The 23,628-nt window shown below is 56.1% G+C and carries 19 protein-coding genes and 3 tRNA genes; 19 read left to right on the top strand and 3 right to left on the bottom strand.

From position 1 onward, the window contains the following. The first annotated feature begins 1 nt into the window (after nucleotide 1). The 17 genes from pheA to HQL76_10275 all read left to right on the top strand — a co-directional run bounded on the left by pheA (nucleotide 2) and on the right by HQL76_10275 (nucleotide 14,566). Nucleotides 2–838: a prephenate dehydratase gene (gene pheA, locus HQL76_10355; GenBank protein MBF0109565.1), complete on the top strand. Its 837-nt coding sequence runs from the start codon at nucleotides 2–4 to the stop codon at nucleotides 836–838. Beyond that, entirely contained in the window at nucleotides 816–1,598 is a 783-nt protein-coding gene (locus tag HQL76_10350; protein MBF0109564.1) for a prolipoprotein diacylglyceryl transferase, read from the top strand. The genes pheA and HQL76_10350 overlap by 23 nt, the downstream gene beginning before the upstream one ends. After that, complete coding sequence (uvrC, locus tag HQL76_10345) at nucleotides 1,598–3,496, top strand: excinuclease ABC subunit UvrC (protein MBF0109563.1); 1,899 nt, start codon at nucleotides 1,598–1,600, stop codon at nucleotides 3,494–3,496. The genes HQL76_10350 and uvrC overlap by 1 nt, the downstream gene beginning before the upstream one ends. Nucleotides 3,497–3,525: 29 nt before the next feature. Next, entirely contained in the window at nucleotides 3,526–4,074 is a 549-nt protein-coding gene (gene pgsA, locus HQL76_10340) for a CDP-diacylglycerol--glycerol-3-phosphate 3-phosphatidyltransferase (GenBank protein MBF0109562.1), read from the top strand. A 130-nt stretch (nucleotides 4,075–4,204) separates the two neighbouring features. Next, nucleotides 4,205–4,279: transfer RNA gene (locus HQL76_10335), tRNA-Gly, on the top strand. Between the two features lie 8 nt (nucleotides 4,280–4,287). After that, a tRNA-Cys gene (locus tag HQL76_10330) sits at nucleotides 4,288–4,364 on the top strand. 68 nt (nucleotides 4,365–4,432) lie between these two features. Then, a tRNA-Gly gene (locus HQL76_10325) sits at nucleotides 4,433–4,507 on the top strand. Nucleotides 4,508–4,879: 372 nt separating this feature from the next. Next, nucleotides 4,880–5,428, top strand: a complete 549-nt coding sequence (locus HQL76_10320) for an NYN domain-containing protein (GenBank protein MBF0109561.1) — start codon at nucleotides 4,880–4,882, stop codon at nucleotides 5,426–5,428. Nucleotides 5,429–5,674: 246 nt separating this feature from the next. Continuing rightward, nucleotides 5,675–6,652 (top strand): ACP S-malonyltransferase, encoded by a 978-nt coding sequence (fabD, locus tag HQL76_10315; protein ID MBF0109560.1) that lies wholly within the window; start codon nucleotides 5,675–5,677, stop codon nucleotides 6,650–6,652. After that, a complete protein-coding gene (gene fabG / locus HQL76_10310; GenBank protein MBF0109559.1) occupies nucleotides 6,652–7,389 on the top strand; it encodes a 3-oxoacyl-[acyl-carrier-protein] reductase in 738 nt (245 codons plus the stop codon). The genes fabD and fabG overlap by 1 nt, the downstream gene beginning before the upstream one ends. Nucleotides 7,390–7,459: 70 nt before the next feature. Beyond that, nucleotides 7,460–7,696, top strand: coding sequence for an acyl carrier protein (locus HQL76_10305; protein ID MBF0109558.1), 237 nt, complete (start codon nucleotides 7,460–7,462; stop codon nucleotides 7,694–7,696). A 63-nt stretch (nucleotides 7,697–7,759) separates the two neighbouring features. Further along, nucleotides 7,760–9,001 carry a beta-ketoacyl-ACP synthase II gene (gene fabF, locus HQL76_10300; protein MBF0109557.1) on the top strand — a complete coding sequence of 414 codons (1,242 nt, stop codon included), beginning with the start codon at nucleotides 7,760–7,762 and terminating at the stop codon, nucleotides 8,999–9,001. Further along, nucleotides 8,998–10,005, top strand: coding sequence for an endolytic transglycosylase MltG (gene mltG, locus HQL76_10295; GenBank protein MBF0109556.1), 1,008 nt, complete (start codon nucleotides 8,998–9,000; stop codon nucleotides 10,003–10,005). Before fabF ends, mltG begins: the two co-directional genes overlap by 4 nt. Next, the gene (gene tmk, locus HQL76_10290) at nucleotides 9,959–10,678 is read left to right on the top strand and encodes a dTMP kinase (protein MBF0109555.1); all 720 of its coding nucleotides are present in this window, start codon (nucleotides 9,959–9,961) and stop codon (nucleotides 10,676–10,678) included. The genes mltG and tmk overlap by 47 nt, the downstream gene beginning before the upstream one ends. A gap of 8 nt (nucleotides 10,679–10,686) precedes the next feature. Then, entirely contained in the window at nucleotides 10,687–11,661 is a 975-nt protein-coding gene (gene holB / locus HQL76_10285) for a DNA polymerase III subunit delta' (protein ID MBF0109554.1), read from the top strand. Next, entirely contained in the window at nucleotides 11,658–13,133 is a 1,476-nt protein-coding gene (locus HQL76_10280; GenBank protein MBF0109553.1) for a hypothetical protein, read from the top strand. Before holB ends, HQL76_10280 begins: the two co-directional genes overlap by 4 nt. Nucleotides 13,134–13,186: 53 nt before the next feature. Beyond that, nucleotides 13,187–14,566, top strand: a complete 1,380-nt coding sequence (locus HQL76_10275; GenBank protein ID MBF0109552.1) for a YchF/TatD family DNA exonuclease — start codon at nucleotides 13,187–13,189, stop codon at nucleotides 14,564–14,566. 17 nt (nucleotides 14,567–14,583) lie between these two features. On the opposite strand, the gene metG is transcribed toward HQL76_10275, so the two are convergent. Together metG and HQL76_10265 are read right to left on the bottom strand one after the other, a co-directional pair. Then, the gene (gene metG, locus HQL76_10270) at nucleotides 14,584–16,635 is read right to left on the bottom strand and encodes a methionine--tRNA ligase (protein ID MBF0109551.1); all 2,052 of its coding nucleotides are present in this window, start codon (nucleotides 16,633–16,635) and stop codon (nucleotides 14,584–14,586) included. Nucleotides 16,636–16,853: 218 nt separating this feature from the next. After that, the gene (locus tag HQL76_10265; protein MBF0109550.1) at nucleotides 16,854–17,033 is read right to left on the bottom strand and encodes a hypothetical protein; all 180 of its coding nucleotides are present in this window, start codon (nucleotides 17,031–17,033) and stop codon (nucleotides 16,854–16,856) included. 330 nt (nucleotides 17,034–17,363) lie between these two features. Here HQL76_10265 and HQL76_10260 point away from each other — a divergent pair, with 330 nt between their 5' ends. Both HQL76_10260 and HQL76_10255 read left to right on the top strand, forming a co-directional pair. Beyond that, nucleotides 17,364–18,986, top strand: coding sequence for a GAF domain-containing protein (locus HQL76_10260; protein ID MBF0109549.1), 1,623 nt, complete (start codon nucleotides 17,364–17,366; stop codon nucleotides 18,984–18,986). Nucleotides 18,987–19,083: 97 nt separating this feature from the next. After that, nucleotides 19,084–21,315 (top strand): adenylate/guanylate cyclase domain-containing protein, encoded by a 2,232-nt coding sequence (locus HQL76_10255; protein MBF0109548.1) that lies wholly within the window; start codon nucleotides 19,084–19,086, stop codon nucleotides 21,313–21,315. Nucleotides 21,316–21,334: 19 nt separating this feature from the next. Here HQL76_10255 and HQL76_10250 read toward each other — a convergent pair whose 3' ends face one another. Next, nucleotides 21,335–23,614, bottom strand: a complete 2,280-nt coding sequence (locus HQL76_10250; GenBank protein ID MBF0109547.1) for a GspE/PulE family protein — start codon at nucleotides 23,612–23,614, stop codon at nucleotides 21,335–21,337. Nucleotides 23,615–23,628: the final 14 nt, after the last annotated feature.

The raw sequence follows: 23,628 nt of genomic DNA, 5'->3' as shown, positions 1-23,628 counted from the left end.
AATGCCGGGGGCCTACAGCGAACAGGCGTGTCGCGAACGATTTCCCGGCGAAGAATACGTCCCATGCAAAACGTTCGAGGATGTCTTTTCCATGGTGGAGGAGGGACAGGCGGACCTGGGCGTCGTGCCGGTGGAAAACAGCATGGCGGGCGGCATCAGTGACAGCTATGACCTGCTTGCGGCGCATCATCTGCACATCACAGGCGAATATTATCTCAAGGTCAGTCATTGCCTCCTGGGGATCGACGTGGCGCGGATCGAGGACATCACCACGGTCGCCTCCCATCCCCAGGCCCTGGCGCAATGCCGGGCCTTCATCCGCAAACGGGGATGGCATCGCCGTTCGGTCTACGATACGGCAGGCGCCGCCAGCGACCTTGCCACCCGCCAGGACAAGCACGAGGCGGCCATCGCCTCGGCCCTCTGCGCCGAACTCTATGGACTCAAAATACTGATGCGGGGCATCCAGGAAAACCGGATGAACACCACCCGCTTTCTCGTCATCTCTCGGGAGGAATGGCACGACCGGGGCGAGTTACCCTGCAAGACCAGCCTGTTCTTCGAGGTGCGCAACATTCCCGCGGCCCTCTACAAATGCCTGGGGGGATTCGCCACCAACAACGTCAACCTGACGCGGCTGGAATCACGTCCCATCCCCGGGAAACATTGGAGTTATCATTTTCATCTGGATTTCCAGGGACGCCCCGAGGACCCCCATTGTCGGCTGGCGCTCGAGGAACTGGGATTCTTCACCAGCAACTTCAAGATCCTCGGTTGTTATCCCGAAAGCCCCGATACCATGGAAGAACCCGCCGATGCTCATCCATCCGCACATTGATCCCATCGTCTTTTCCATCGGACCGGTGGCGGTCCGATGGTACGGCGTCATGTACAGCCTGGCGTTTTTCCTTGGATGGCCATTGCTGCGCATTCAGGCGCGACGCATGGGCCTGTCCCTGAACAGAGACGATCTGGGCGATTTCACCGTAGGCATCCTGGCCGGGGTGATCCTTGGCGGACGCCTCGGATACATCGTCTTTTATCAGTTCTCCTATTATCTGGCAAACCCCCTGGCCGTCTTCAAGGTCTGGGAGGGAGGGATGTCTTTTCATGGCGGTCTGATCGGCGTGGCGGTGGCGATCTGCCTTTTTGCCCGCCGCAAACGGATTTCCTGCCTGACGCTGGGAGACATGGTGTCACCCGTGGTTCCGGTGGGGTTGTTCCTGGGACGGATCGGTAATTTCATCAATGGCGAATTGTGGGGCCGTCCCACGGAGGTCCCGTGGGCCATGGTGTTTCCCCTGGCCGGCCCCCTGGCGCGGCATCCAAGTCAGATTTACGAGGCGATCCTCGAAGGAATCGTGCTGTTTGCCGTTCTGTGGTGGCTGGGAAAAAACAAGAAAACAGAGGGAAGTCTGTTCGGCAGTTTTCTGATCGGCTACGCCATGGCCCGTTTCATGATCGAATTTTTCCGCGAACCCGATGCCCATCTGGGTCTGCTGTCGCTGGGATTGAGCATGGGACAATGGCTTTGCCTGCCCATGGGACTGGCCGGACTGATCCTTCTGTTTCGCGCACGGCGGCTGTCGGAGTCGTGATGGAGGACGAGGCGCGGGTGACCGAAGACCTGAATCTGAAACAAATCGCCGATTCACTTCCCGATGGACCCGGAGTGTACCGCTTTCTCGACGAACAGGGACGGGTCGTCTATGTCGGCAAGGCGAAAAGTCTCAAGAAACGGACCGGATCCTATTTTTCGGGGACCCATGCCCCCCGCGTCGCGGCCATGTTGCGCCAGGCCAGGTCCCTGGAATTCACCCTGACCGAGACGGAAAACGAGGCACTGATCCTCGAAGCGAACCTGATCAAGCAATTCAAGCCGCCCTACAATGTGTTGCTCAAGGATGACAAATCCCATCCCTATCTGTTCCTGAATGTCGGCCATCCCTTTCCCCGATTGTCGTTGTATCGCGGGACCCGAAGGGAAGGAGGACGCTTCTTCGGCCCCTATCCTTCGGTTCATGCGGTCCGCGATACCTTGAAATGGTTGCAGAAGGTCTTTCCGATCCGTCAATGCAACGACACCCAGTTTGCCAACCGGAGCCGTCCCTGCCTGCAATATCAGATCAAACGTTGCTCCGGTCCCTGTTGCGGTCGCGAGGACGCGGAAAACTATGGTCGGAGGGTGAAAGAGCTGGTCATGTTTCTCGAAGGACGGGACCGGACGATCGAACGTGATTTGAAACAATCGATGTGGCAGGCGGCGGAGGCCCTCGATTTCGAGGAGGCGGCCCGGCTGCGCGACCGTCTGCGGTGCCTGGAGCAGGTCCAGGATCGGCGGCGTCTCAATCTGTCACGCGAATTGGATCTGGACGTGGTCGTCGTCCTCGGACAGGATGGGGTGGTGGTGGCGCTTTTTTTGTTCATCCGCCATGGTTTATTGCTCGGAAGCCGTGGATTTTTCCCGGAAAACACGGCAGACGTTCCCATCGGCGAGGCCATGGGCTCGTTTCTGGCCCAATACTACGCCAACCCCGAAAACCGCTTCGGCCAGGGGACGGGGGGACGGCAAACCACCTGGCCCCCCGAGGAGATCCTCGTCAATGTCGCGCTGCCCGACCCGGAATGGTTGACGGCGGTGCTGACACGATTGCGCGGCACCCAGGTCCGGTTGTCACGACCGCTCCGCGGTGAAAAAAAAGTCCTCCTGGAACTTGCCGAGAAAAATGCCCAGGAATTGCTTCTGCGGCGAATCACCTCCCAAAATGCCCGAGGTCGGGAACTGGTGCAACTGGCCCGGATCCTGGAAATGGACCAGGTGCCCGAGCGAATCGAAGCCTTCGACATTTCCCACTTCCAGGATGCCCACCCATCGGGTTCCCAGGTGGTGTGTACCGCAGCGGGATTCCAGAAACAGGAATACCGGCGTTATGCCATTCAGGATGAATCCCTGCCCGATGATACCGCGCGCATGGCCGAGGTGCTGTCACGCCGTCTTCGCGCCCTCAAGGACCAGGAAGGGACCGATGCGAAGGAAAATCCGCTCCCCTGGCCCGACCTGATTCTTCTGGACGGCGGAATGGGGCAACTCAACGCAGTGTTGGCCATCGCCGAGGAACTCCAGGTGGATGGCATCCAGTTTTGCGCCATCGCCAAGGGACCCCAGAGAAACGCGGGTCGCGAGCGACTTTTCTTGCCGCAACGGGATGCGCCGATTATACTGCCGCACGACGCGCCGGTTCTGATGCTGCTGCAAAAAATCCGCGATGAAGCCCACCGGTTCGCCATTGGGTTTCACCGCGTCCGCCGCAAGAAGGAACAACGCCAGAGCCTTCTCGACGACATCCCCGGAATCGGCCCGAAAAAAAAGAAAGCGCTTTTGCGTCACTTCGGTTCGGTCCGGGCCATTGGCGAGGCAGGACCCGAGGCCCTGACCACCGTCGAGGGCATATCCCCGGAACTGGCCCGGCGCATCGAAGCACACTTGAAAAAATAAACTGCTCCATATGGCACAGCGGATGAATCATGGTCTGGAATCTACCCAACTCCCTGACGGCACTACGGATCGCCTTGATTCCGTTCTTTGTCGGCTGTGCCTATGTTCCGGGTCGCACGGGTCTGATTCTATCGACCGCCTTCTTCGGCCTGGCCGCCCTCACCGATTGGGCCGACGGCTATTTCGCCAGACAACATGGCCTGGCCACAAGCTTTGGCCGCTTTTTCGATCCCATCGCCGACAAACTGCTGGTCATTTCCGCCCTCGTCCTTCTGGTCGGCATGCAACGGGCACCGTTGCTTCTGGTGATGGTAACACTTGCCAGAGAGGTCATGGTCATGGCATTACGGGAGCGGATGGCGGGGCTGGGCCGGCCCGTGTTCGTCTCCCGCGGGGCCAAGTGGAAAACAGGCTTCCAAATGACCGCCATCCTCATGCTGCTTGTGCAGGACGGGCTTCTGGACGTCCCACTGCAACATACGGGTCTTTTTTTCTTATATTTATCAACGACCCTTTCCATCTGGTCTGGTTTCCGTTATTTTGTGGAAGCATGGCCTTCGATTCAAAAGAGCAACTAAAACAAGAGAATAAATATTCTTGACGCGCAACGTGAAATTTATTAGATTGTCTGCTCCAAGCGCAGTGAAGCAAATCGGTCGGCGGCAGTTTTTCGGGACTTGGCAAAATGCCGATCGGGAAGAGTGGTTTGCGGGAGTAACTCAGGGGTAGAGTGCAACCTTGCCAAGGTTGACGTCGAGGGTTCGAATCCCTTCTCCCGCTCCAAACTTCATGGCCGGGTGGCGAAGTGGTCCAACGCAGAGGTCTGCAAAACCTTCATTCGTGGGTTCAAATCCCACCCCGGCCTCCATTACCATACGTAGTGTCTGGATTGATCCTCCGATGAGGGTGGCAATTTATTTGATAACTTGTATTTGTGCGGGAGTAACTCAGGGGTAGAGTGCAACCTTGCCAAGGTTGACGTCGAGGGTTCGAATCCCTTCTCCCGCTCCAATATTCATCATTTTCACTAAAGATGCCTTCTTCAATCGGAAAATCCAAAAAACACAGTGCGGCGCTTCTGGAATGGATCGGCAGGTTCGCGACCCGGAAGCAGGATTGTGTGTTGAACATGTGCTCCTCACGCAGGCAAACCCACGGGACGAATCACGTCGATTGCACCGTGCGGCGGCTGGTCGTGGTGGATCGAGGAAATGGGTGGGGGCCGGAAAACGTACCGCTCTTTGGCGGGCCTGTGAGTCCAGAATGAAACGCACCAATGATGGGAGCCAGAAATCTGGCCTGAACGCCATGTCCGAGATCGGATCTGGATTCTCCGGCAAAGTCCAATCCAGGGAAACCCCAAGAGTCGAAAGGCAGAAAATCATGTTTCATACCGATGAGCGGGCAGCCATTTTCATCGACGGGTCCAATCTTTACGCGGCCATTCGTTCGCTGGGATTTGATTTTGACTATAAAAAGCTGTTAATTTATTTTCAAAAGCGCTGCCGTCTGGTCCGGGCCTACTATTACACTGCCCTGGGCGATGATCAGGAATATTCGCCCATTCGTCCGCTGGTGGACTGGCTGGCCTACAACGGATTTGCCGTGATCACCAAGCCCATCAAGGAATACGTCGATCCCGTGACGGGTCACAAACGGACCAAGGGCAACATGGATATTGAAATCGCCGTGGGCATGTTGCGGATGGCCCCCTATTATGACCATGCGGTCTTGTTTTCGGGGGATGGCGATTTTCGCAGCGTGGTGGAAGCGGTACAGGACCAGGGCAAACATGTGACGGTCATCAGTTCTCTTTTGACGCAGCCGCCCATGATTGCCGATGAACTGCGTCGTCAGGCGGATGATTTCGTGGAACTCAACGACATCAAGGATGAACTGCTCCGCGGGAGTCATGGTCACCACCATTCCTGATGATGTTTCGGTATTGGTGGGTTGGCGGATGTTTAAGATGGTCCATATTTTGCTTGTGCCATTGACCATGACGTTAAGGAATGTCAGGTTGGAATCAGGTACGATACGAAAGATTGGCCCGCCAGGGTGGTATCGTCCCGGCAAGACATGTTGTTTGGTTCAGGCATCAGGGATGACGAAGGGGTTTGTCCAGGGATTATCAGGTTATTGTTTTGTCTGCCACACATAACCCAAGGAAATAGAGTGATGGGGAAAATTGCTTTTTTGTTTCCTGGCCAGGGGGCTCAGGATGTCGGAATGGGTCATGAGCTGGCCCAGCTTGGCGGGGCTGTCGGAGACATTTTCACGTTGGCCGACCGGATTGTTGACTTTCCCCTGACGCGGCTGATGTTCGAAGGGCCGAAGGAAAAGTTGACCTGGACCGAAAATGCCCAGCCGGCTCTGGTGACGACCGCTCTGGCAGCCTGGACGCATCTGGCCGAAACGACGGGAATGCGGCCCGACTATGTGGCGGGGCACTCGCTGGGGGAATATGCCGCCATAGCCGCGGCGGGTGGTTTTTCCATGGCCGATGCCATTCGCCTGGTGCGGTTGCGTGGTCAATCGATGCGGGAAGCGGTTCCGCCGGGCAAGGGATCGATGGCGGCCATGATGAACATGGATGTCGGATCGGTCGAGGAAGTGTGCGGCGAAGCGGCACGGGAAACGGGGAAGGTCTGTGTTCCGGCGAATTACAACACTTCGGCCCAGATCGTGATCTCCGGTCACAAGGAGGCAGTCGATCGGGCGCTGGATCTGGCCAAGGCCCGCGGGGCGCGTCGTTGTGTCGCCCTGGCGGTGGCGGCGCCGTTCCACTGCCCCCTGATGGAACCCGCGGCCCGGGTCATGGAAAAGGCGTTGATGGAAACCTCGATGCATGATCTTGAGGTTCCGCTCATTGCCAATGTGACCGGGAAGGAAGTCCGGAGCGCTGCCGAGGTTCGGGCACTGCTGGTCGAACAGGTGACGGCGCCGGTCCGTTGGCAGGAGTCGATGGAACGCCTGCTGGAACTGGGGGTGGATACCTTTGTCGAGCTGGGGACGGGGCGGGTGCTTTCAGGCATGCTCAAGCGTATCGCCAGTGACGCGACGATCGTCGGGGTCAACGTTCCCGCCGATGCCCAGGCGATCCTCAACGATGATGTATTGATGGGAAGAACCGTGGCAAAAAGGGCCCAGGCGTAATGGAAGGGCGTGTTGCCATCGTTACCGGTTCCAGCAGCGGCATCGGTCGGGTGATCGCCAGGGAAATGGCGGCGAGAAAAGCCCGGCTGATGCTGGTCAGCAATGAGCCCGAGGCCATCCAGGATGCATTGGCGGAGGTCCGTGTCGATGCACCCGAGTCCATCGCCACTGCCGCCGACGTGACCCGTCCCGAGGACTTGATCCGGGTGGTGGATCAGGCCATGTCGGTATTCGGCAGGGTGGATATTCTGGTCAACAATGCCGGAATCACCCGGGACAATCTTTTGATGCGCATGAAGGACGAGGAATGGGACGCGGTTCTTGCCGTCAACCTGACGAGCATCTTCCGCCTGACCCGGCTGGTGATCAAACACATGATGAAGGCCCGTCATGGTCGGATCGTCAATATCGCCTCGGTCGTCGGATTGACGGGAAATCCTGGTCAGGCCAATTATGCCGCTTCGAAGGCGGGTCTCATCGGCTTTACCAAAACGCTTGCCGCCGAAGTCGCATCGCGCCAGATCACCGCCAATTGCGTCGCTCCGGGCTTTATCCGGACCGCCATGACGGACAAGTTGAATCCCAAGGCACGCGAAGCCATTCTCTCAAGGGTTCCGATGGGGGAAATGGGGACGCCCGAGGATGTGGCCAATGCCGTTTGTTTCCTGGCTTCAGATTCAGCCCGTTATATTACCGGTGAAACCTTGCATGTAAATGGGGGAATGTATATGGGTTGACCTGGAGTTTTTCATACCGATCCAGGTCGAACGACATGTTGGACCATCATCCTTATGACAGGGGAAAATAATGAGCACTATTGCCGAAAGAGTCAAAAAGATCGTTGTCGAACAGCTTCAGGTCGAACCGGATCAGGTGACCGATGACGCCAATTTCGTCGATGATCTTGGGGCCGACTCTTTGGATACCGTGGAACTGGTCATGGCGCTGGAAGAAGAATTTGGCATGGAAATTCCCGACGATGCGGCAGGAGAAATCCAGACCGTGCGTCAGGCCATCGAATACATCATAAAACATTCCTCCTGATTGGTGCATGGCGAAACGGCGCCAGCGGGGTGTGGATGGTAACGAACAGGGAGAACCAGAAACGTGAACCGTCGTGTGGTCATTACAGGTGTTGGATTGGTTACCCCTCTTGGTGTGGGTGTCCAGGAAACATGGTCCGGTCTGGTTGCGGGGCGTTCGGGTATCGCAACGATCACCCGTTTTGACGCCACCGAGTATGCCAGCCGGATTGCTGGTGAATGTCGGGAGTTCAAGGCGGAGGATTGGCTCGACAAGAAGGAACTCCGCAAGATGGACCTCTTCATGCACTTTGGCATGGCGGCAACACAGATGGCCTGGAAGGATTCGGGCATCGTCGTGACCGAAGAAAATGCGCGCCGGATCGGGGTGACCATCGGTTCGGGTATCGGAGGTTTGACCGCCATTCAGAACCAGGCCATGGTTCTGAAGGAGAAGGGACCGCGGCGGATTTCTCCGTTTTTCATTCCCATGTCCCTGATCAATTTGATTTCCGGTCATGTGGCGATCCAGTATGGCCTCAAGGGGCCCAATCATGCGCCGGTGACCGCCTGTGCCACGGGAAATCATGCCATCGGTGATGCGATGATGATGATTCGTCGCGGTGATGCCGATGTCATGATCGCCGGCGGGGCGGAGGCGGCGATCTGTGAACTTGGCGTGGGTGGGTTTGCCGCCGCCAAGGCCCTGTCAACCCGAAACGATGAACCAACCCGGGCCTCGCGTCCGTGGGACAAGGATCGCGATGGTTTCGTCATCGCCGAAGGGGCGGGGGTCGTGGTATTGGAAGAAATGGAAATGGCCCGGAAAAGAGGGGCAGTCATCTATGCCGAGGTGGCTGGGTACGGCATGTCGGGAGATGCCTATCACATCACCGCGCCGTCGCCGGATGGTTCGGGCGCTGCCAGTTGCATGCGCAACGCCCTCGAAGATGGCAAGGCGGATCTGGATCTGGTTGGATACATCAATGCCCACGGGACTTCGACCCCGCTGGGCGATGTCGTGGAAACCACGGCAATGAAGATGGTCTTTGGACCGGAACGGGCAAAAAAACTGATGATCTCCTCGACCAAATCGATGACCGGTCATCTCCTGGGGGCGGCGGGCGGCGTCGAGGCAATCTTTACCGCTTTGGCGTTGCATCACAAACAGGTCCCGCCGACGATCAATCTGGACAATCCCGATCCCGAATGCGACCTGGACTATGTGCCCCATACGGCGCGTGACGTCGATCTTGAATTCGCCTTGACCAACTCGTTTGGTTTCGGTGGTACCAATTCCAGTTTGTTGTTGAAGCGCGTTCGTTGAAAAATCGGTTGGTCCAGAAGGGGATGCTGCTTGCATCGGTGGTTCTCCTGGTGTTTCTGATGGGTAGTGTGGTTCATTTTTTTTCATTTCTGAACCGTCCCGCCCCGGAAACCCGAATGGTCGTCATTCCCAGGGGGTCCAATCTGCACAAGACGGCGCGAACCTTGGAGGCGGAAGGAATCATCTCTTCCGCCTTCTGGTTTCTGGCTCTGGCGCGGATTTCCGATCAGGGATTCATCATTCGGGCGGGAGAATATCGATTCGAACGCGGGCGCTCCCCATGGGACATCCTCGAACAGTTGCATTCCGGACAGGGCATTCAGGAATACCGCCTTGTCGTTCCCGAGGGATTTTCCCTGCGGGAAATTGCCGCGTCGATGGTAAAACTGGGGTGGCAGGAGGCGCCTCGCCTTTTGTTGGATCCCGCATTGGGTGAATCGATGCGCCTGGAGGGGAGCGGAAGTCTGGAGGGGTGGCTGTTTCCCGACACGTATTTCTATCGCAATGGCGATTCAGCTTCCGATCTGATTCGCCGGATGATCGAACGGGGACGGAAAGTGCTGCGACAGGAATGGGAAGGGCGTCCCAAGGATTTTTCCCTCACACCTTACCAGGCGTTGATTCTGGCCTCGATCATCGAAAAGGAAACCGGGGTAGGGTCGGAGCGACCACTGATCGCGGGTGTGTTTCACAACCGCCTCGGGCGGGACATGATGTTGCAGAGCGACCCGACGGTCATCTACGGGATTGCCGATTTTGACGGTAACATCACCCGAAAACATCTCAACACGCCGACGCCCTACAACACCTATGCCAGAAAGGGATTGCCGCCGACCCCCATTTGCAGTCCCGGACAGGCCTCCATTCATGCCGTCTTTCATCCTGAATCGACCAAGGCGCTCTACTTTGTGGCCAATGGAAGCGGGGCCCATGTCTTTTCAGCGACGTTGGAAGAGCATGAACGCAACGTGGACCGGTATCAACGCCATGGACGACCGCATTGATGAAATCGCCACGCCATTCCTTGGAAAGGGAAAATTGATCACCATCGAGGGGGCCGATGGCTCGGGAAAATCAACCCAGGCGTATCTGTTGGCGCAACGGCTGACCCATCTGGGGGTTCCGGTCGTGTTGACCCGGGAGCCCGGAGGATGTCCGTTTTCGGAACGTCTGCGGCAACTGCTGGTTTCGGGTCAACCTGATTCGATTCATGAAAAGACAGAACTTCTCCTTATGATCGCCGCCCGCATCGAGCATGTCCGCCAGGTGATCGGTCCATCGTTGGAACGGGGGCAGTGGGTTGTCTGTGATCGTTTTTTCGACAGCACCATGGCCTATCAGGGATATGGCCGGGGAATCGACCGTTCCATGATCGAGGCCATTCATCGATGGGCCATGGGATCATTGACCCCTCATTTGACCATTCTGTTGACTTTGGATGCCGCGGAACGCCGCCGACGCCTTCAGGGAAAACTTGATTCAAGCCAATCTTTTCCGGAAACCCGATTCGAACAGGAAGGGGAATCGTTTCAGGATCGGGTCCATGCGGGCTTCATGACCCTGGCCAAGGAGAATGATGCGCGTTTTTTCGTCATCGACGGTTTCGACTCCAGGGAAAACATTGGCGAAAAAATATGGATCAACGTGTGGGAAACATTTTCACGACTTCTTTCTTGAAGGACACCATGGCCCACGATACTTTGGGTACACTTGTCGGTCATCGGGAGGTGATTCGGGGGTTGCGGGCACGGTTGAATAAAAAAAGCATCCCGCATGCCTCCATTTTTTCCGGCCCCTCCGGAATCGGAAAGGCCACCGTTGCCGCGGCATTCATTCGATCCTTGATGTGTACTCATGACGTATCGAATGATTCCCTGGGCGGATGTGGCCAGTGCGACGTGTGCCACAAGATTTCCGTTCGTTGTCATTCCGATGTCCAATGGGTTGAAAAGGAAGAGGATAAGACCCGTATTTCGATCGATCGGATCCGGGAATTATCGCGATTTCTCTCGTTGACGCCGATGGAATCGGAATGGAAGGTGGCGGTGGTCGATGATGCCGCCGAAATGAATGCCGCCGCCGCCAACGCGCTGTTGAAAACTCTTGAGGAACCACCGGCCAATTCAATCCTGATTCTCGTGACCTGCCGACCGGGAATGTTGTTGCCGACCATTCGGTCGCGATGTGTTGTCCATGGTTTTCAATCCTTGTCCAGGGAAGAGTTTTCGTCGATCCTGAAAGGCAAGGTGACGCTGACCGATGCCGCGTTGCAATCGGTGATGAACTATTCCGAGGGGAATCTGGGCATCGCCATGCAGTTTATCGAAGAGGGGCGGTTGGAGGGGTGTGAACGGCTTTCGCGGGACCTGGACATGATGATGCGTCAGGGACGTCTGTCGGGGGCATGCGACGTCGCCGAAGAATGGTCCGACGCCAGTCGGTTTTTCCTGGCACGGTTTGTCATCCGTCAATGGCTCGCGGATCGGGTGCGTGACTGTCTTGTCACGACACCCGCTCCCGAACGGGTTCGTGGGTGGTTGGTGGTTGCGACCAGCGCCGAAAAGGCATTTGCGCTGGCAGAGGCGATCAACGTCAACAAACGTCTCCTCCTTGAGGGGATCTTCATCAGGATTCTGCGGATTTCTGGAGCCGTCCCTTGAGCCATGGAACTGAACCTTTGTTGCACTCTGTTGCCGATTCCTTTTGCGCGGAAAACGACCTGGAACGCCAGGAATCGGATGGCGGCATGCAGACCGGGGAAGAAACCGGGATTGAAGGTGGATTATCCATACATCATCATGTACCCGTGACGGATGATCTCCCATCCGGAGAAGAAGCGTCTGCCGGTGACGATTCGTTGGGCCAAGGGGACTCGTCTTTGGCTTCGGGGCAGGGTGGTTTGAACCCATTGACCCGTTCGGGTCGGGGGGAGCGTCGGTTGTTTGGGATTCGATTGTCGGGATCGAGCATGGTTTATCGCCTGGTGGCTGGAGTTCCCGATCTTGTGGCTGGGGATCGCCTGCTTGTCCAGACGAGGGACGGAGAAATGGAAGGTCGGGTCGTTTTTGTTTCCCATGCAGTTTTCTCTGGGAAAAATGATCCGAGAAAACCTTATCCTGGCCGGATCATTCGCATCGTTCGCAAGTTGGGGGATCAAGAAGAAGATCAGGCCCGGGAACGACGGGAAAAAGAACTCAAGGCCAAGATTCTGGGCCGGGAGTTGATTCGAAAGTCGGGGCTGCCGATGAAGTTGTCCCGGGTGACCTATCAACCAGGAGGAACGAAGGCCATTTTTTTCTTCACTTCCGATGCTCGGGTCGATTTTCGCGATCTGGTCAAGAATCTGTCGGAGCAGTTGGCGATCCGGGTAGAAATGCGGCATGTCGGCGTTCGCGATGAAACCCGGCTGCTCGGAGGCGTGGGACATTGCGGCAAGGATTATTGCTGCTCCCAGTATTTGCAGCAGTTTCATCCCGTTTCGGTGCGGATGGCCAAAAACCAGGACCTTTCCTTGAACCCTGACGGCATCTCGGGGGTTTGTGGTCGTCTGATGTGTTGTCTGGCCTACGAAAATGATACCTATTCCCATCTGAGAAACTCCTTACCATCCCCCAAGGGCGTCTATTGGATCGGAGATGGTCGTGAAGTTCTGGTACGGAGCGTCCAGCCTTTGCGTGGGAGCGTCACCTGTCAATTTGCCGATGGAACCCGGGAAATCCGTCCAGCGGTAGAATTGTCATCCGAAAAACCGATGGTCTCGTCGGTGGCGCCAACCCAGGGTCGCGTCGTGGAGCAACAGGAAGCCATTTCCGGGGAACGGACCGAGGAGGCCATCCGTTGCGAAACTCGGGAAGAGGTCCCGGTGCCGGAGGAGGGGATGGAATCGGTCGGACAAAAGCGGCGCTCACGAAAGAAAAGAAACCGAAAAAAGTCTTCCCCGGCCCAAAACAATGAAGCGGTTGGAGAAGAAATCCAAGCGACTGCCGGAACGTCCATCGAGAAAGGACCCGTCCCGGATTCCTCGACCAGGGAAATGGCCGAGGGGCGTCCGGGATTGCCGCCGGAAATCTCTTCGAGACGGCGGCGGCGCAAACGAAGAAAGGTGGCGGGCCAACCGGGATCCCTTGGATAACGATTCAGCTGACCATCTGGACTCAAATTATTGAAAGAAAAGTTGGACACGACATGTTTGCCGACAGTCATTGCCATCTGAACGATTCCCGGTTTGACAAGGATTTGGATCAGGTCCTGCAAAGGGCGCATCAGGCCGGAGTGGTCTTCGTCACCACGGTTGCCACCCGACTGACCGAAACCGAGGGACTGATCCGGATGGCCGAAGCGCATGACAACGTGACCATCAGCGCCGGCATTCATCCGCATCATGCCGACGAGGCCTCGCCCCGGTTCATGACGGAGTTGTTCCATGCCCTGGAACACCCGCGAATGGTTGCGGTAGGCGAGACCGGGCTTGATTTCCACTACGACCATTCGCCGCGTAACTCTCAAAAGAGGGTTTTTCGGGAACACATCCGGGTGGCGACAGCCCGCCAATTGCCATTGATCGTCCATACACGGGAGGCAGAAGAGGATACCATCCGGATCCTGGAGGAGGAGGGGGGGCAGAGTGTTGGTGGCGTCATTCACTGTTTCAGTGGTTCCATGGCGTTGGCCCAGTGGGCGCTGGCGGCTGGATTTCACATCAGTTTCTCAGGAATCCTGACTTTTCGCGGGTCGGAGTCGTTGCGGCAAATCGCGACGGCGGTTCCCTTGAATCGGTTACTGATCGAAACGGACGCGCCCTATCTGGCGCCGATTCCCTTTCGCGGCAAAAGAAACGAACCTGCCCGAGTCGTCGAGGTGGCTCGGGTACTGGCCGATGTCAAAGGAATTTCCCTTGAGGAACTGGCACATGAGACGACATCCAACTATCGGAATCTGTTTCGTCTGGAAACCTTGGTGGCACAGGGGGAAACACTGGTATATGTGATTGGCCGGGGAATCTATGTCAACCTGACCCATGGCTGCACCTTGAGATGCTCTTTTTGTCCCAAGTGGGAACGTCCAGTGGTTCACCAGTATGATTTGACGTTGCGGCGCAATCCGAAGGCCGAGGAGATCATTGCAGCGCTTGGTGATGTATCTTCGTATGATGAATTGGTTTTTTGTGGTTTTGGTGAACCGACGTTGCGACTGCCGGTTTTGTTGGCTGTGGCCCACTGGGCCAGGGGGCGGGGATGTCCCAGGATACGGATCAATACCGACGGGTTGGCCAACCGGGTCCATGGCCGCGATGTCACCCCTTCTTTTTCCGGAATCATCGATGCCGTTTCCATTTCCCTGAATGCGCAGAACGAAACGGTTTATGACAGCTTGTGCCATCCGTCCATGCCTGGATCGTATGGCGCGGTGAAGGAGTTTTGCCATGCGGTAAAACGACATGTCCCCGAGGTGGTTGTGACGGCGGTCGAAGGGTTGGCGGGAGTGGATATTGAAGCGTGTCGGCAAATCGCCCGGGAAGAATTGGGGGTATCCTTCAGGAAACGATTGTTGAACCAGGTCGGATAGCGATGCGGATCAAATCATTACTTGATCCGCATACCCGGTTCTGCCCCTGGACCGGGAGCGACAAGAAATAATTTTCCCGCACCATCGCCCGCCGCCAGAACCATGCCTTCGGAAATCCCGAATTTCATCTTTCGCGGTTGCAGGTTGGCCACCAATACCACCAACTGTCCCACCAGACCTTCGGGCACGTAGGCCGACCGGATACCCGCCAGGACCGTTCGCTCCCCCAAGGGTCCGACATCAAGGACCAGTCTCAATAGTTTGTCCGCCCCGGCCACGGTCTCGGCGTGGCGAACCCGGGCAACCCGCAAATCGACCGCCATGAAGGCCTCCAGGTCGATGGTGGCACTCGCTTCTTGCGGTGGCACTACCGCAACCACTTTTTCCTCGACAGTCGCAGCGACCACCACGGGAGTAGGGGAGGGGACCCCATCGCCCGCCCGGGAGGACACGACCATGGCCTCGACTTTTTTTGGATCGACGCGCTGCATCAAGGGACGAAAAGGCTCAATGCGGGTTCCGAACAATGGCTGGATCGAGGAACTCCAGTTCATCTCCTTGAGATTGAGAAACAATCGCGTTTTCTCCGCCATGACGGGCAATACCGGATGCAACTGAATCATCAAAAGGCGAAAAAGATTCAGGGCAATGGTACAGGTCTCCTGCAACTCAGTAAACCGTTGTTCCTTCGCAAGATTCCATGGCGCCTTCTCTTCGACGAAACGGTTGGCCCGGTCGGCCAGGGCCATGATCGCCCGCATGGCCCGGGCAAATTCACGCTCCTGGTACAGATTGGCGATGGATTCCATTTCCGAGGTAAATGAATAAAACAATCCCTGATCCTCCGGATAATGGGCAGACAATTGCCCCGCGAAATGCTTGTGAATGAAACCCGAAGTACGCGAAGCCAGATTGACCACCTTGCCCACAAGGTCGGCATTGACCCTCTGGACAAAATCTTCCAGATTCAAATCGATGTCATCCACCCCCTTGCCCAGTTTGGCGGCATAATAATAGCGCAGATATTCGGGATCGAGTTCTTCAAGATAGCTTCGGGCCGTGATGAAGGTTCCACGAGATTTGGACATTTTTTGTCCATTGACCGTCAGAAAACCATGGGCGAAAACCCCGGTCGGCGTCCTGAAGCCGGCCCCCTTGAGCATGGCAGGCCAGAAGAGGGTATGGAAATAAAGGATGTCCTTGCCGATGAAATGATAGATTTCCACCTGATCGTCCTGACGCCAGTAACGGTCAAAATCAATGCCGTGGCGCCTGAAATGGCTCAGGGAAGAGGCCATGTAACCAACGGGGGCATCAAGCCATACATAAAAATATTTTCCCGGAGCGTCGGGAATTTCAAAACCGAAGTAGGGGCCGTCCCGGGAGATGTCCCAGGCCTTGAGTCCCGCCTCGAACCATTCGTCAAGTTTGTTGGCCATCTGCACCTGCAACGCCCCGGAACGGGTCCACTCCCGGAGAAACGGTTCGAAATCGCCCAATTGGAAAAAATAATGTTCCGACTCCCGTTCTTCGGGAGGCGTGCCACACAAGGCACAGCACGGCTCATCAAGGTCAAGCGGTGAATAGGTCGCGGAACAGGATTCACAGGAATCACCATATTGATCCATGGCCCCGCACGAGGGACAGCGACCGCGAATGAACCGGTCCGGAAGAAAAATGCCATCCTTGACGCAATAGGCCTGCATGACCAGGGCGGTATGAATGTGGCCCGCCTTGCGGTTGGCACGGTAGATTTCCTCGCTCAAGAGGCGGTTTTCTTCCGAGTTGGTGGAATGATAGTGGTCAAAGCCGATCAAAAAATCGGAAAAATCGCGGACATGCTCGTCATGGATCCGTGCAACCAGCGCTTCGGGGGTGATTCCTTCATTGCGCGCCCGGATCATGATCGGCGTTCCATGGGTGTCGTCGGCGCAGAAATACAGACAATTCCTGCCTCGGGTCTTTTGAAACCGAACCCAGATGTCGGTCTGAACGTATTCGACCAGATGACCAAGATGAATCGAACCGTTGGCATAGGGAAGGGCGCTTGTAACCAAAATGGGGCGCATGAGGAACAACCTTGCATGGGGTTTGCGGATATTCGCGGATGATGATCTACCAGGACGGGTTGTTTTGCCAAGGGAGAATGAGCGTCCCATGAATTTAACATAACGCGCCTTATGCGACGTGGGTGCCGGAAATCCTTCGGAACGCCAATGGCCTTCAATAACCGTGCTGCTGGTCGCATAAGATGTATTATGTTAAATCGGGTGCGGTGATGCGCAGGTCAATGCGGGAAGAAGGATTTGAGGATGAGCGTAAGGATACCACCGATGGCAATGGCCATGCCCCATTTGATCGGGGCCAGTTCGGCGGCGATGCGGAGTTCAAGTTCTTTCAATCGCGTCTCCATGCGGATTTCAAGATCCTTGAGATCACGCCTGGTGGAAAAAGTGACGGCGGTCATGCGCGGCTTTCCGAGTGAACATTAAGACCAACAGCAGCATATCACAACCCAATCAGGATTTGAAAGAACTTTGTTTGACACGCTTTGCCATCACGGACAGCCATCGAAACAAAAGGATGAATTGTCAAATAATGTATGAATCCTTGAACGGTCCTGGCCGAATAAGATGGAAAAGCGATCTGAATTGTTTATACTGGGATCCGTGGTTTGGGGCCGACTTGCTGGATTCACAAGGGCAGGAACATTTTCATGGATGACAAGGATACACAACCGCGCGATTCCGACGATGACGAGGAATCTCCCGGCGGCGATGCCACCGCCGATCTTGACATGAGTGATGTCACCCATTTGTTGGCTCGGGTTGACAAGCTCAATCAATTGGGGATTGCCCTTTCATCGGAACGGGATACCAAAAGGCTGCTGGAGAACATTCTCCTCGGAGCCAAGGATCTGACCAATGCCGATGCCGGCACGATGTATACCAAGACTGCTGACAACACCCTGAAATTCGAGATCATACGCACCGACTCCCTGAAGATTGCCATGGGTGGAACGACGGGGGTCGAGATCCCCTTCCCTGCCCTCCCCCTCTACAAGGACGGCCAGCCCAATCTGCAAATGATCGCCGCGGCGGCGGCGCTTGGGGATTGCACCATCAATATTCCCGACGCCTACGAAGCGGAAGGGTTCGATTTTTCGGGAACGAAAAAATTCGACCAGATGACCGGTTACCGGTCGCGGTCGTTTCTGACGGTTCCCCTGAAAAATCATGAAAATGAAATCATCGGTGTTTTGCAGCTGATCAATGCCAAGGACAGCCACACCGGGGCCATCAAACCCTTTACCCTGGCCGATCAACAATTGGCCGAGTCGTTGGCCTCGCAGGCGGCCATTTCGATGACCAACCAGAGGTTGATCGAAAACCTGAAAAATCTGTTCGAGGCGTTCATTCAAACGATCGCCAACGCCATCGACGAAAAATCGCCCTATACCGGTGGTCATTGCGAACGTGTTCCGGTGCTGGCGGACCTTTTGGCCCGGGCCGCGGCCAAAAGCGAGGTCGGCGTCCTCAAGGATTATTCCCCCACCGAGGAAGATCTCTACGAACTGAGAATTGCGGCATGGTTGCACGATTGCGGCAAGGTCGTGACCCCGGAATATGTCGTTGACAAGGCGACCAAGCTTGAAACCATCCATGATCGCATTCATACCGTGGATGCCCGTTTCGAGGTTCTGAGACGAGACGCCGAGATCGAATTTCTCCGGAAAAAGGTCGAGGCATTGCAAGCCGGGGATCCTGCCCGCATTGCCCCCCTGGAAGAGGAACTGAAACAAAACCTTGAACGACTCGGCCAGGATCAGGCGTTCATTCGCGAATCCAATCTTGGCGGAGAATTCATGTCCGCCGATCGCCAGAATCGGGTCCGGGAGATCGGGCGAAAGGAATGGATCGACAGCGACGGGAAGCGACACCCCTTTCTCACCGACAACGAAATCGAAAACCTCAACATTGCCAAGGGGACACTGACCCCGGCGGAACGCAAGATCATCAACCACCATGTGGTCGCCACGAAAAACATGCTGGAAAAGCTCCCCTTTCCCAAACAACTCAGCCGTGTTCCCGAAATGGCGGGGTCCCATCATGAAACGATGAACGGCAAGGGGTATCCCGCCGGATTGACCCGCGATCAGATGTCCATCGGCGCCCGCATCATGGCCATCGCCGATGTCTTCGAAGCACTGACGGCCAACGATCGTCCCTATAAACCGGCCAAGACCCTCTCCGAATCGCTCAAGATCCTGGGATTCATGAAAAAAGACCAACACGTCGATCCCGATCTGTTCAAGGTGTTCATCGATGAAAGGGTCTTCATGGAATATGCGGCAAAATATCTGGATCCAAAACAGATCGACACGATTGCCATCAACAAGATTCCCGGCTATGACCCTTGAATGAACGACCATGGATGCTTTATGGTGTCCCTTTCGACCGACATGGTTCCAATAGGATCCAGGGTCGCCGTCCCGTTTTCGCGGTAAGGGGGACTTTGTGGCCCATTGGCAGACCGGTCGCTATTTATTATTGATCGGGATTACCATCATTTTTCTGGTTCACGGGGCCGGTGGCATCGTTGTGCCGTTTCTGGAGCGTATGGAATCGGTCATCTATGATGTCAAGGTTCGGAACACCGCCCCAGGCACGAAAGATTCCCGCATCGTCATCGTCGATATCGACGAGAAAAGCCTTGCGGGTCTGGGGTCGTGGCCATGGCCGCGTGATCGAATGGCGACCCTGGTGGATACCCTGTTCGACCATTATCGAATTGGGGTGCTTGGGTTCGACCTGGTGTTTTCCGAGGCCGACACTTCTTCGGGACTTTCCCTTCTGGAATCTCTTGCCAAGGGACCTCTGAGTCAGAATTCCATTTTTCTCAACCAGTTTCATAAACTCAAGCCGACTTTGGACCGGGACCGGATCTTTGCGCAAAGCCTGCGCGATCGTCCGGTCATTTTGGGATTCAATTTTCTGCAAACCTCGTTTTCGGGCCTGGCCGATTCGGGTAAACTCCCCTCCCCCGTCGTTACCCTGCATGAGCTTGGCCACGATGATCTGAATTCGGTCAAGGCGTTCGGCTATGCGGCCAACATTGGCGAACTCCAGGATGCCGCCGCCGGAGCCGGTTTCCTGGATCATCCGCTGACCGGCCCCGATGGCGTCGCCCGCAATACCCCTTTGCTACAGGTTTTCAACGGCGCCCTCTATCAATCCCTGTCACTGGGAATCATTCGCGCCATTCTTGGCGACCCACCTCTGACCCTGGAATTTCAGGAAAACAGCAGGCATCAGGGGGCAAAAAATGCAGGCTTCGAATGGATTGCCCTGGGACGACACCGAATCGCCGTCGATGCCAAAGGGGGCATTCTCATTCCCTACCGCGGCGGCAAGGGAAGTTTTCCCTACGTTTCGGCCATCGATATTCTTGAACGGGTTCCCGAGAGACAACTCCTGGACGCCGCCATCGTTCTGGTCGGGTCTTCCATCGGTACGGGATTGCGACCTCCATTCGTCACGCCCTTCGCCCATGCCATCCCCGGAGTCGAACTGCATGCCAATATCATCAGCGGCATGCTGGACGGAACATTCAAAAGCAGACCACACCTGTTTCCATGGTCGGACATGGTGTTGCTGGCGGTGATCGGTTTGGTTGTTTCCCTGTTCTTTCCGCGGATTCCTCTGTCCTGGCGTTTTCTGGTGGTACTGGTCATTTCCGTGGTGTTGATCGTCGGCAACGTCTACGTCTGGTCGCGTTGGGACCTTCATGTCCCTTTGGCGGCGCCCATGATTCTCATGCTGTTCTTGTTTGCGATCGATGTCGCCTTCGAGATTTTTGCGGTGTCGTTGAAGCGGCACAGGCTCGAAACAAGTTTCGGAAAACACCTCCCGGCCACGGTGATCGATGAACTGGCCCGGTCCGGATACCCCACTTCCATCAAGGGCGAACAACGGGAGGTGACCGTCGTCATGGCCGTGGTACAGGATTTCTACAGGAAGGCGGACACGCTGAGCCCTATGCAGATGGAACAATGGACGCATGGTTTTCTGACGCCCATGACGGAAATCATCCATGAATATCGCGGCACCCTGGACCATTATCATGGCGCGTCGATCATTGCCTTCTGGGGAGCGCCATTGGATGATCCCAAACACGGACGCAATGCCCTGGCTGCGGTCATGGCGATGAGTACACGGTTGGAAAAGCTCGAAGACGAATTTCAAATGCGCGGTCTTCCCGTGGTTCACTGCCATTTTGCCATCCAGTCGGGCCTTGTGACCACCGGGAGCATTGGATCGCGATTTCGCAATGATTATACCGCGTTTGGTCAACCATTCCTCATGGTCCAGTCACTGGTCCGGCTCGTGGAAGGATATGACACCCCGATTCTGGTGGCCGAGGAGACAAAATCCCTGGTATCCGAAATGGTTTTTCGCGAATTGGACCGGATCGTGCCCGAGGATGCGGACAAGCCGGTTTCCATTCATGAGCCGATCGGTTTCAGGGATCAGGTCGCCCCGGACAGGATGGCCACGATCGAGGCCTGCCACAAAGCCATGGCCCAGTTTCGCATGATGGAATGGGATCTGGCGGAACAGGGGTTTCGCAAGTTGCTGCGGCAGGATCCGGAGGATCGGATTTGTGAACTCTATCTGGCGCGCATCAGGAAATTCAGAAAAACCCCTCCTCCCGTGGATTGGGACGGAACCTGCCGCCCCCCGCGATGATTCCATGAAACGTCCCGAATCATTCCACGGCAACCCGGAAAAGTTGTGAAAGATCAATCTGCCCCTTCAATACCTTCATCACGCCATCCTGAATCAGAGTCCGCATTCCCTCCTCGATTCCGATGGTTCGCAACTCTTCGGCGGAGGCGCGATGGGCGATTTTTTCGGTGACTTTCTTGGAGTTGACCAGCAGTTCATGGATTCCTGTACGCCCCTTGTATCCTGTCTTGCTGCATTTGCCGCATCCGTTGGGTGCATACAGCACCGTTTCCTCGCGTTTGCGCCCCAGTTCATCCCAGTAGCGCTCGCCATACAGACGACGCAGCCGATCCCATTCTTCCTCCTGGGGTTTATAGGCCTGCTTGCATGCTTCGCACAGCGTCCGTACCAGACGCTGCGCCAGAATGCCCAACAGGGCGTCGGCAAAGTTGAGCGGATCCAAACCCAGATCCAACAACCGGATGACCGTTTCGGGTGCGGAATTGGTATGCAACGTCGAAAAAACCAGATGTCCCGTCAGAGAGGCCTCGATGCCGCTGTGGGCCGTTTCCTGGTCGCGCATCTCACCGATCAGGATGACATCGGGGTCGGCACGAAGAAAGGAACGCAACGCCGCCGCAAAATTGAAGCCGATCTTGTGATCGATCTGCACCTGTTGCAATCCCGGTTGAGTGATTTCCACCGGGTCCTCCGCAGTCCATATTTTTCGTTCCGGGGTATTGATCCTGCCGATGACTGAATGAAGGGTCGTGGTTTTTCCCGATCCGGTTGGCCCCACGACCAGCAGAATTCCCTGAGGAGTCTGCATCAGTCGCTCCAACTCCTTGTAGTTGCGCTCCGACAGATTGAGTTTGTCGAACGAAACACCACTGCCCGAGGCCAGGACCCGCATGACGGCGCTTTCGCCCATGACCGTGGGAATGGTCGCCACCCGCAATTCCAGAGGTTGCCCCTTGACCTTCACCATGATTTTTCCATCCTGGGGCTTGCGTCGTTCGGCGATGTCCATGCGGGCCATGATCTTGATGCGCGACAGAACGGCCCGGATATGCGTCGAGGGAACTTCCAACGCCTGGCGACAGATGCCATCGATGCGCAACCGTACCACGGACGGCGCCTTTCCCTTTCCCGGTTCCACGTGAATGTCGGAGGCGCCTGCGCGATGGGCGTCGATGATCAGGCGATTGACCAGTTGAATGACGGTACTTTCATTTTCGTTGATTTCCCCCGCCTCGACCCCCTCCTCCAGCCGGTCGGAATCCTCGACATCCTCCTCTTCCATCTTCCCGGCCAAGCCATGAAGAAACGAAGAGACCGCGCCACCTCCCAGATATTGCAGAATGTCCTCGGGAAAGCCGACACGGAAAATATATTTTTTCGCCGGCAAGGCCCTCTGGATTTCCATTTGCCGTGCAAAATCGGAGGGATCGTCGATCAGAATCAACAGTTCTTCCTCGGGATCACCCGCCAGAGGCACCCATAACTGACGCCGCAGGTAGGACATGTTGAGTTTCTTCAACAAATGCTTTGGCGGAGTGATGTTGGGATCGTAACGCATGAAGGGGACCTGGTGGTAACTCGCCAGGGAGGCGGCCACCAGTTCCTGGGGAATCTTCTGTTCCTGAACCAGAAGATAGGTCATGGTGACCGCTTCTTTTTTGGTCCGTTTCTGGAATGCTTCAAGTTTTTCAGCGGTGATCAGTCCCCTTTTGATGAGAAAATCATAAGGGCTGTCGGTCGCCTCGAACTCCTGATGAAACTTTTTTGCCAACAGGCCGGCCAGATGAATGGCCAGTTTCATGTCGAAATCGGAAAAAGCGTTCTGTCCAACCTTGTTGATCACCTGAAGGACCCCGAGAAGGGGAGCGCTGTTTTTGATGGGAACGACCATCATCGCCCGGGAACGGAAGCCGGAGCGTTTATCGAACATGGAATTGAAATTCAGTGTCTTGTGAATCTTGCGCAGGGCCTCGCCGTCGTAGACATCATCGATGCGGATGGGGTTGCCGCTGACGGCGACGTATCCGGCGATCGAGTTGGCGGTAAGGGGGAGGCGAATCTCGAACAATTCCTGTCCGGTCTTGTATTTGGCGATGATTTCCTGACCATCCCGGGCATTTTGATAGACGGTCAACCGTTGCGCTTCGAGAAATTTGAGCATGTGCCCTTCGAGTTCGGGCAGAACATCGGCAAAGGTCGAGGCGACGCCCAGGGCCTTGGTAATGATGTTGAGCAGTTCCCTGCGGTTACTGGAAAGGGATTGCAACAATTCAGCGACGATCGGATCGGGTCCGGCCATGTTCATCGAAGGCT

The organism is Magnetococcales bacterium, from assembly GCA_015228815.1.
GTDB lineage: Bacteria > Pseudomonadota > Magnetococcia > Magnetococcales > UBA8363 > UBA8363.
The sequence above is the reverse complement of the archived record's forward strand: the minus strand, read 5'-3'. Positions and strand labels throughout refer to the sequence as shown.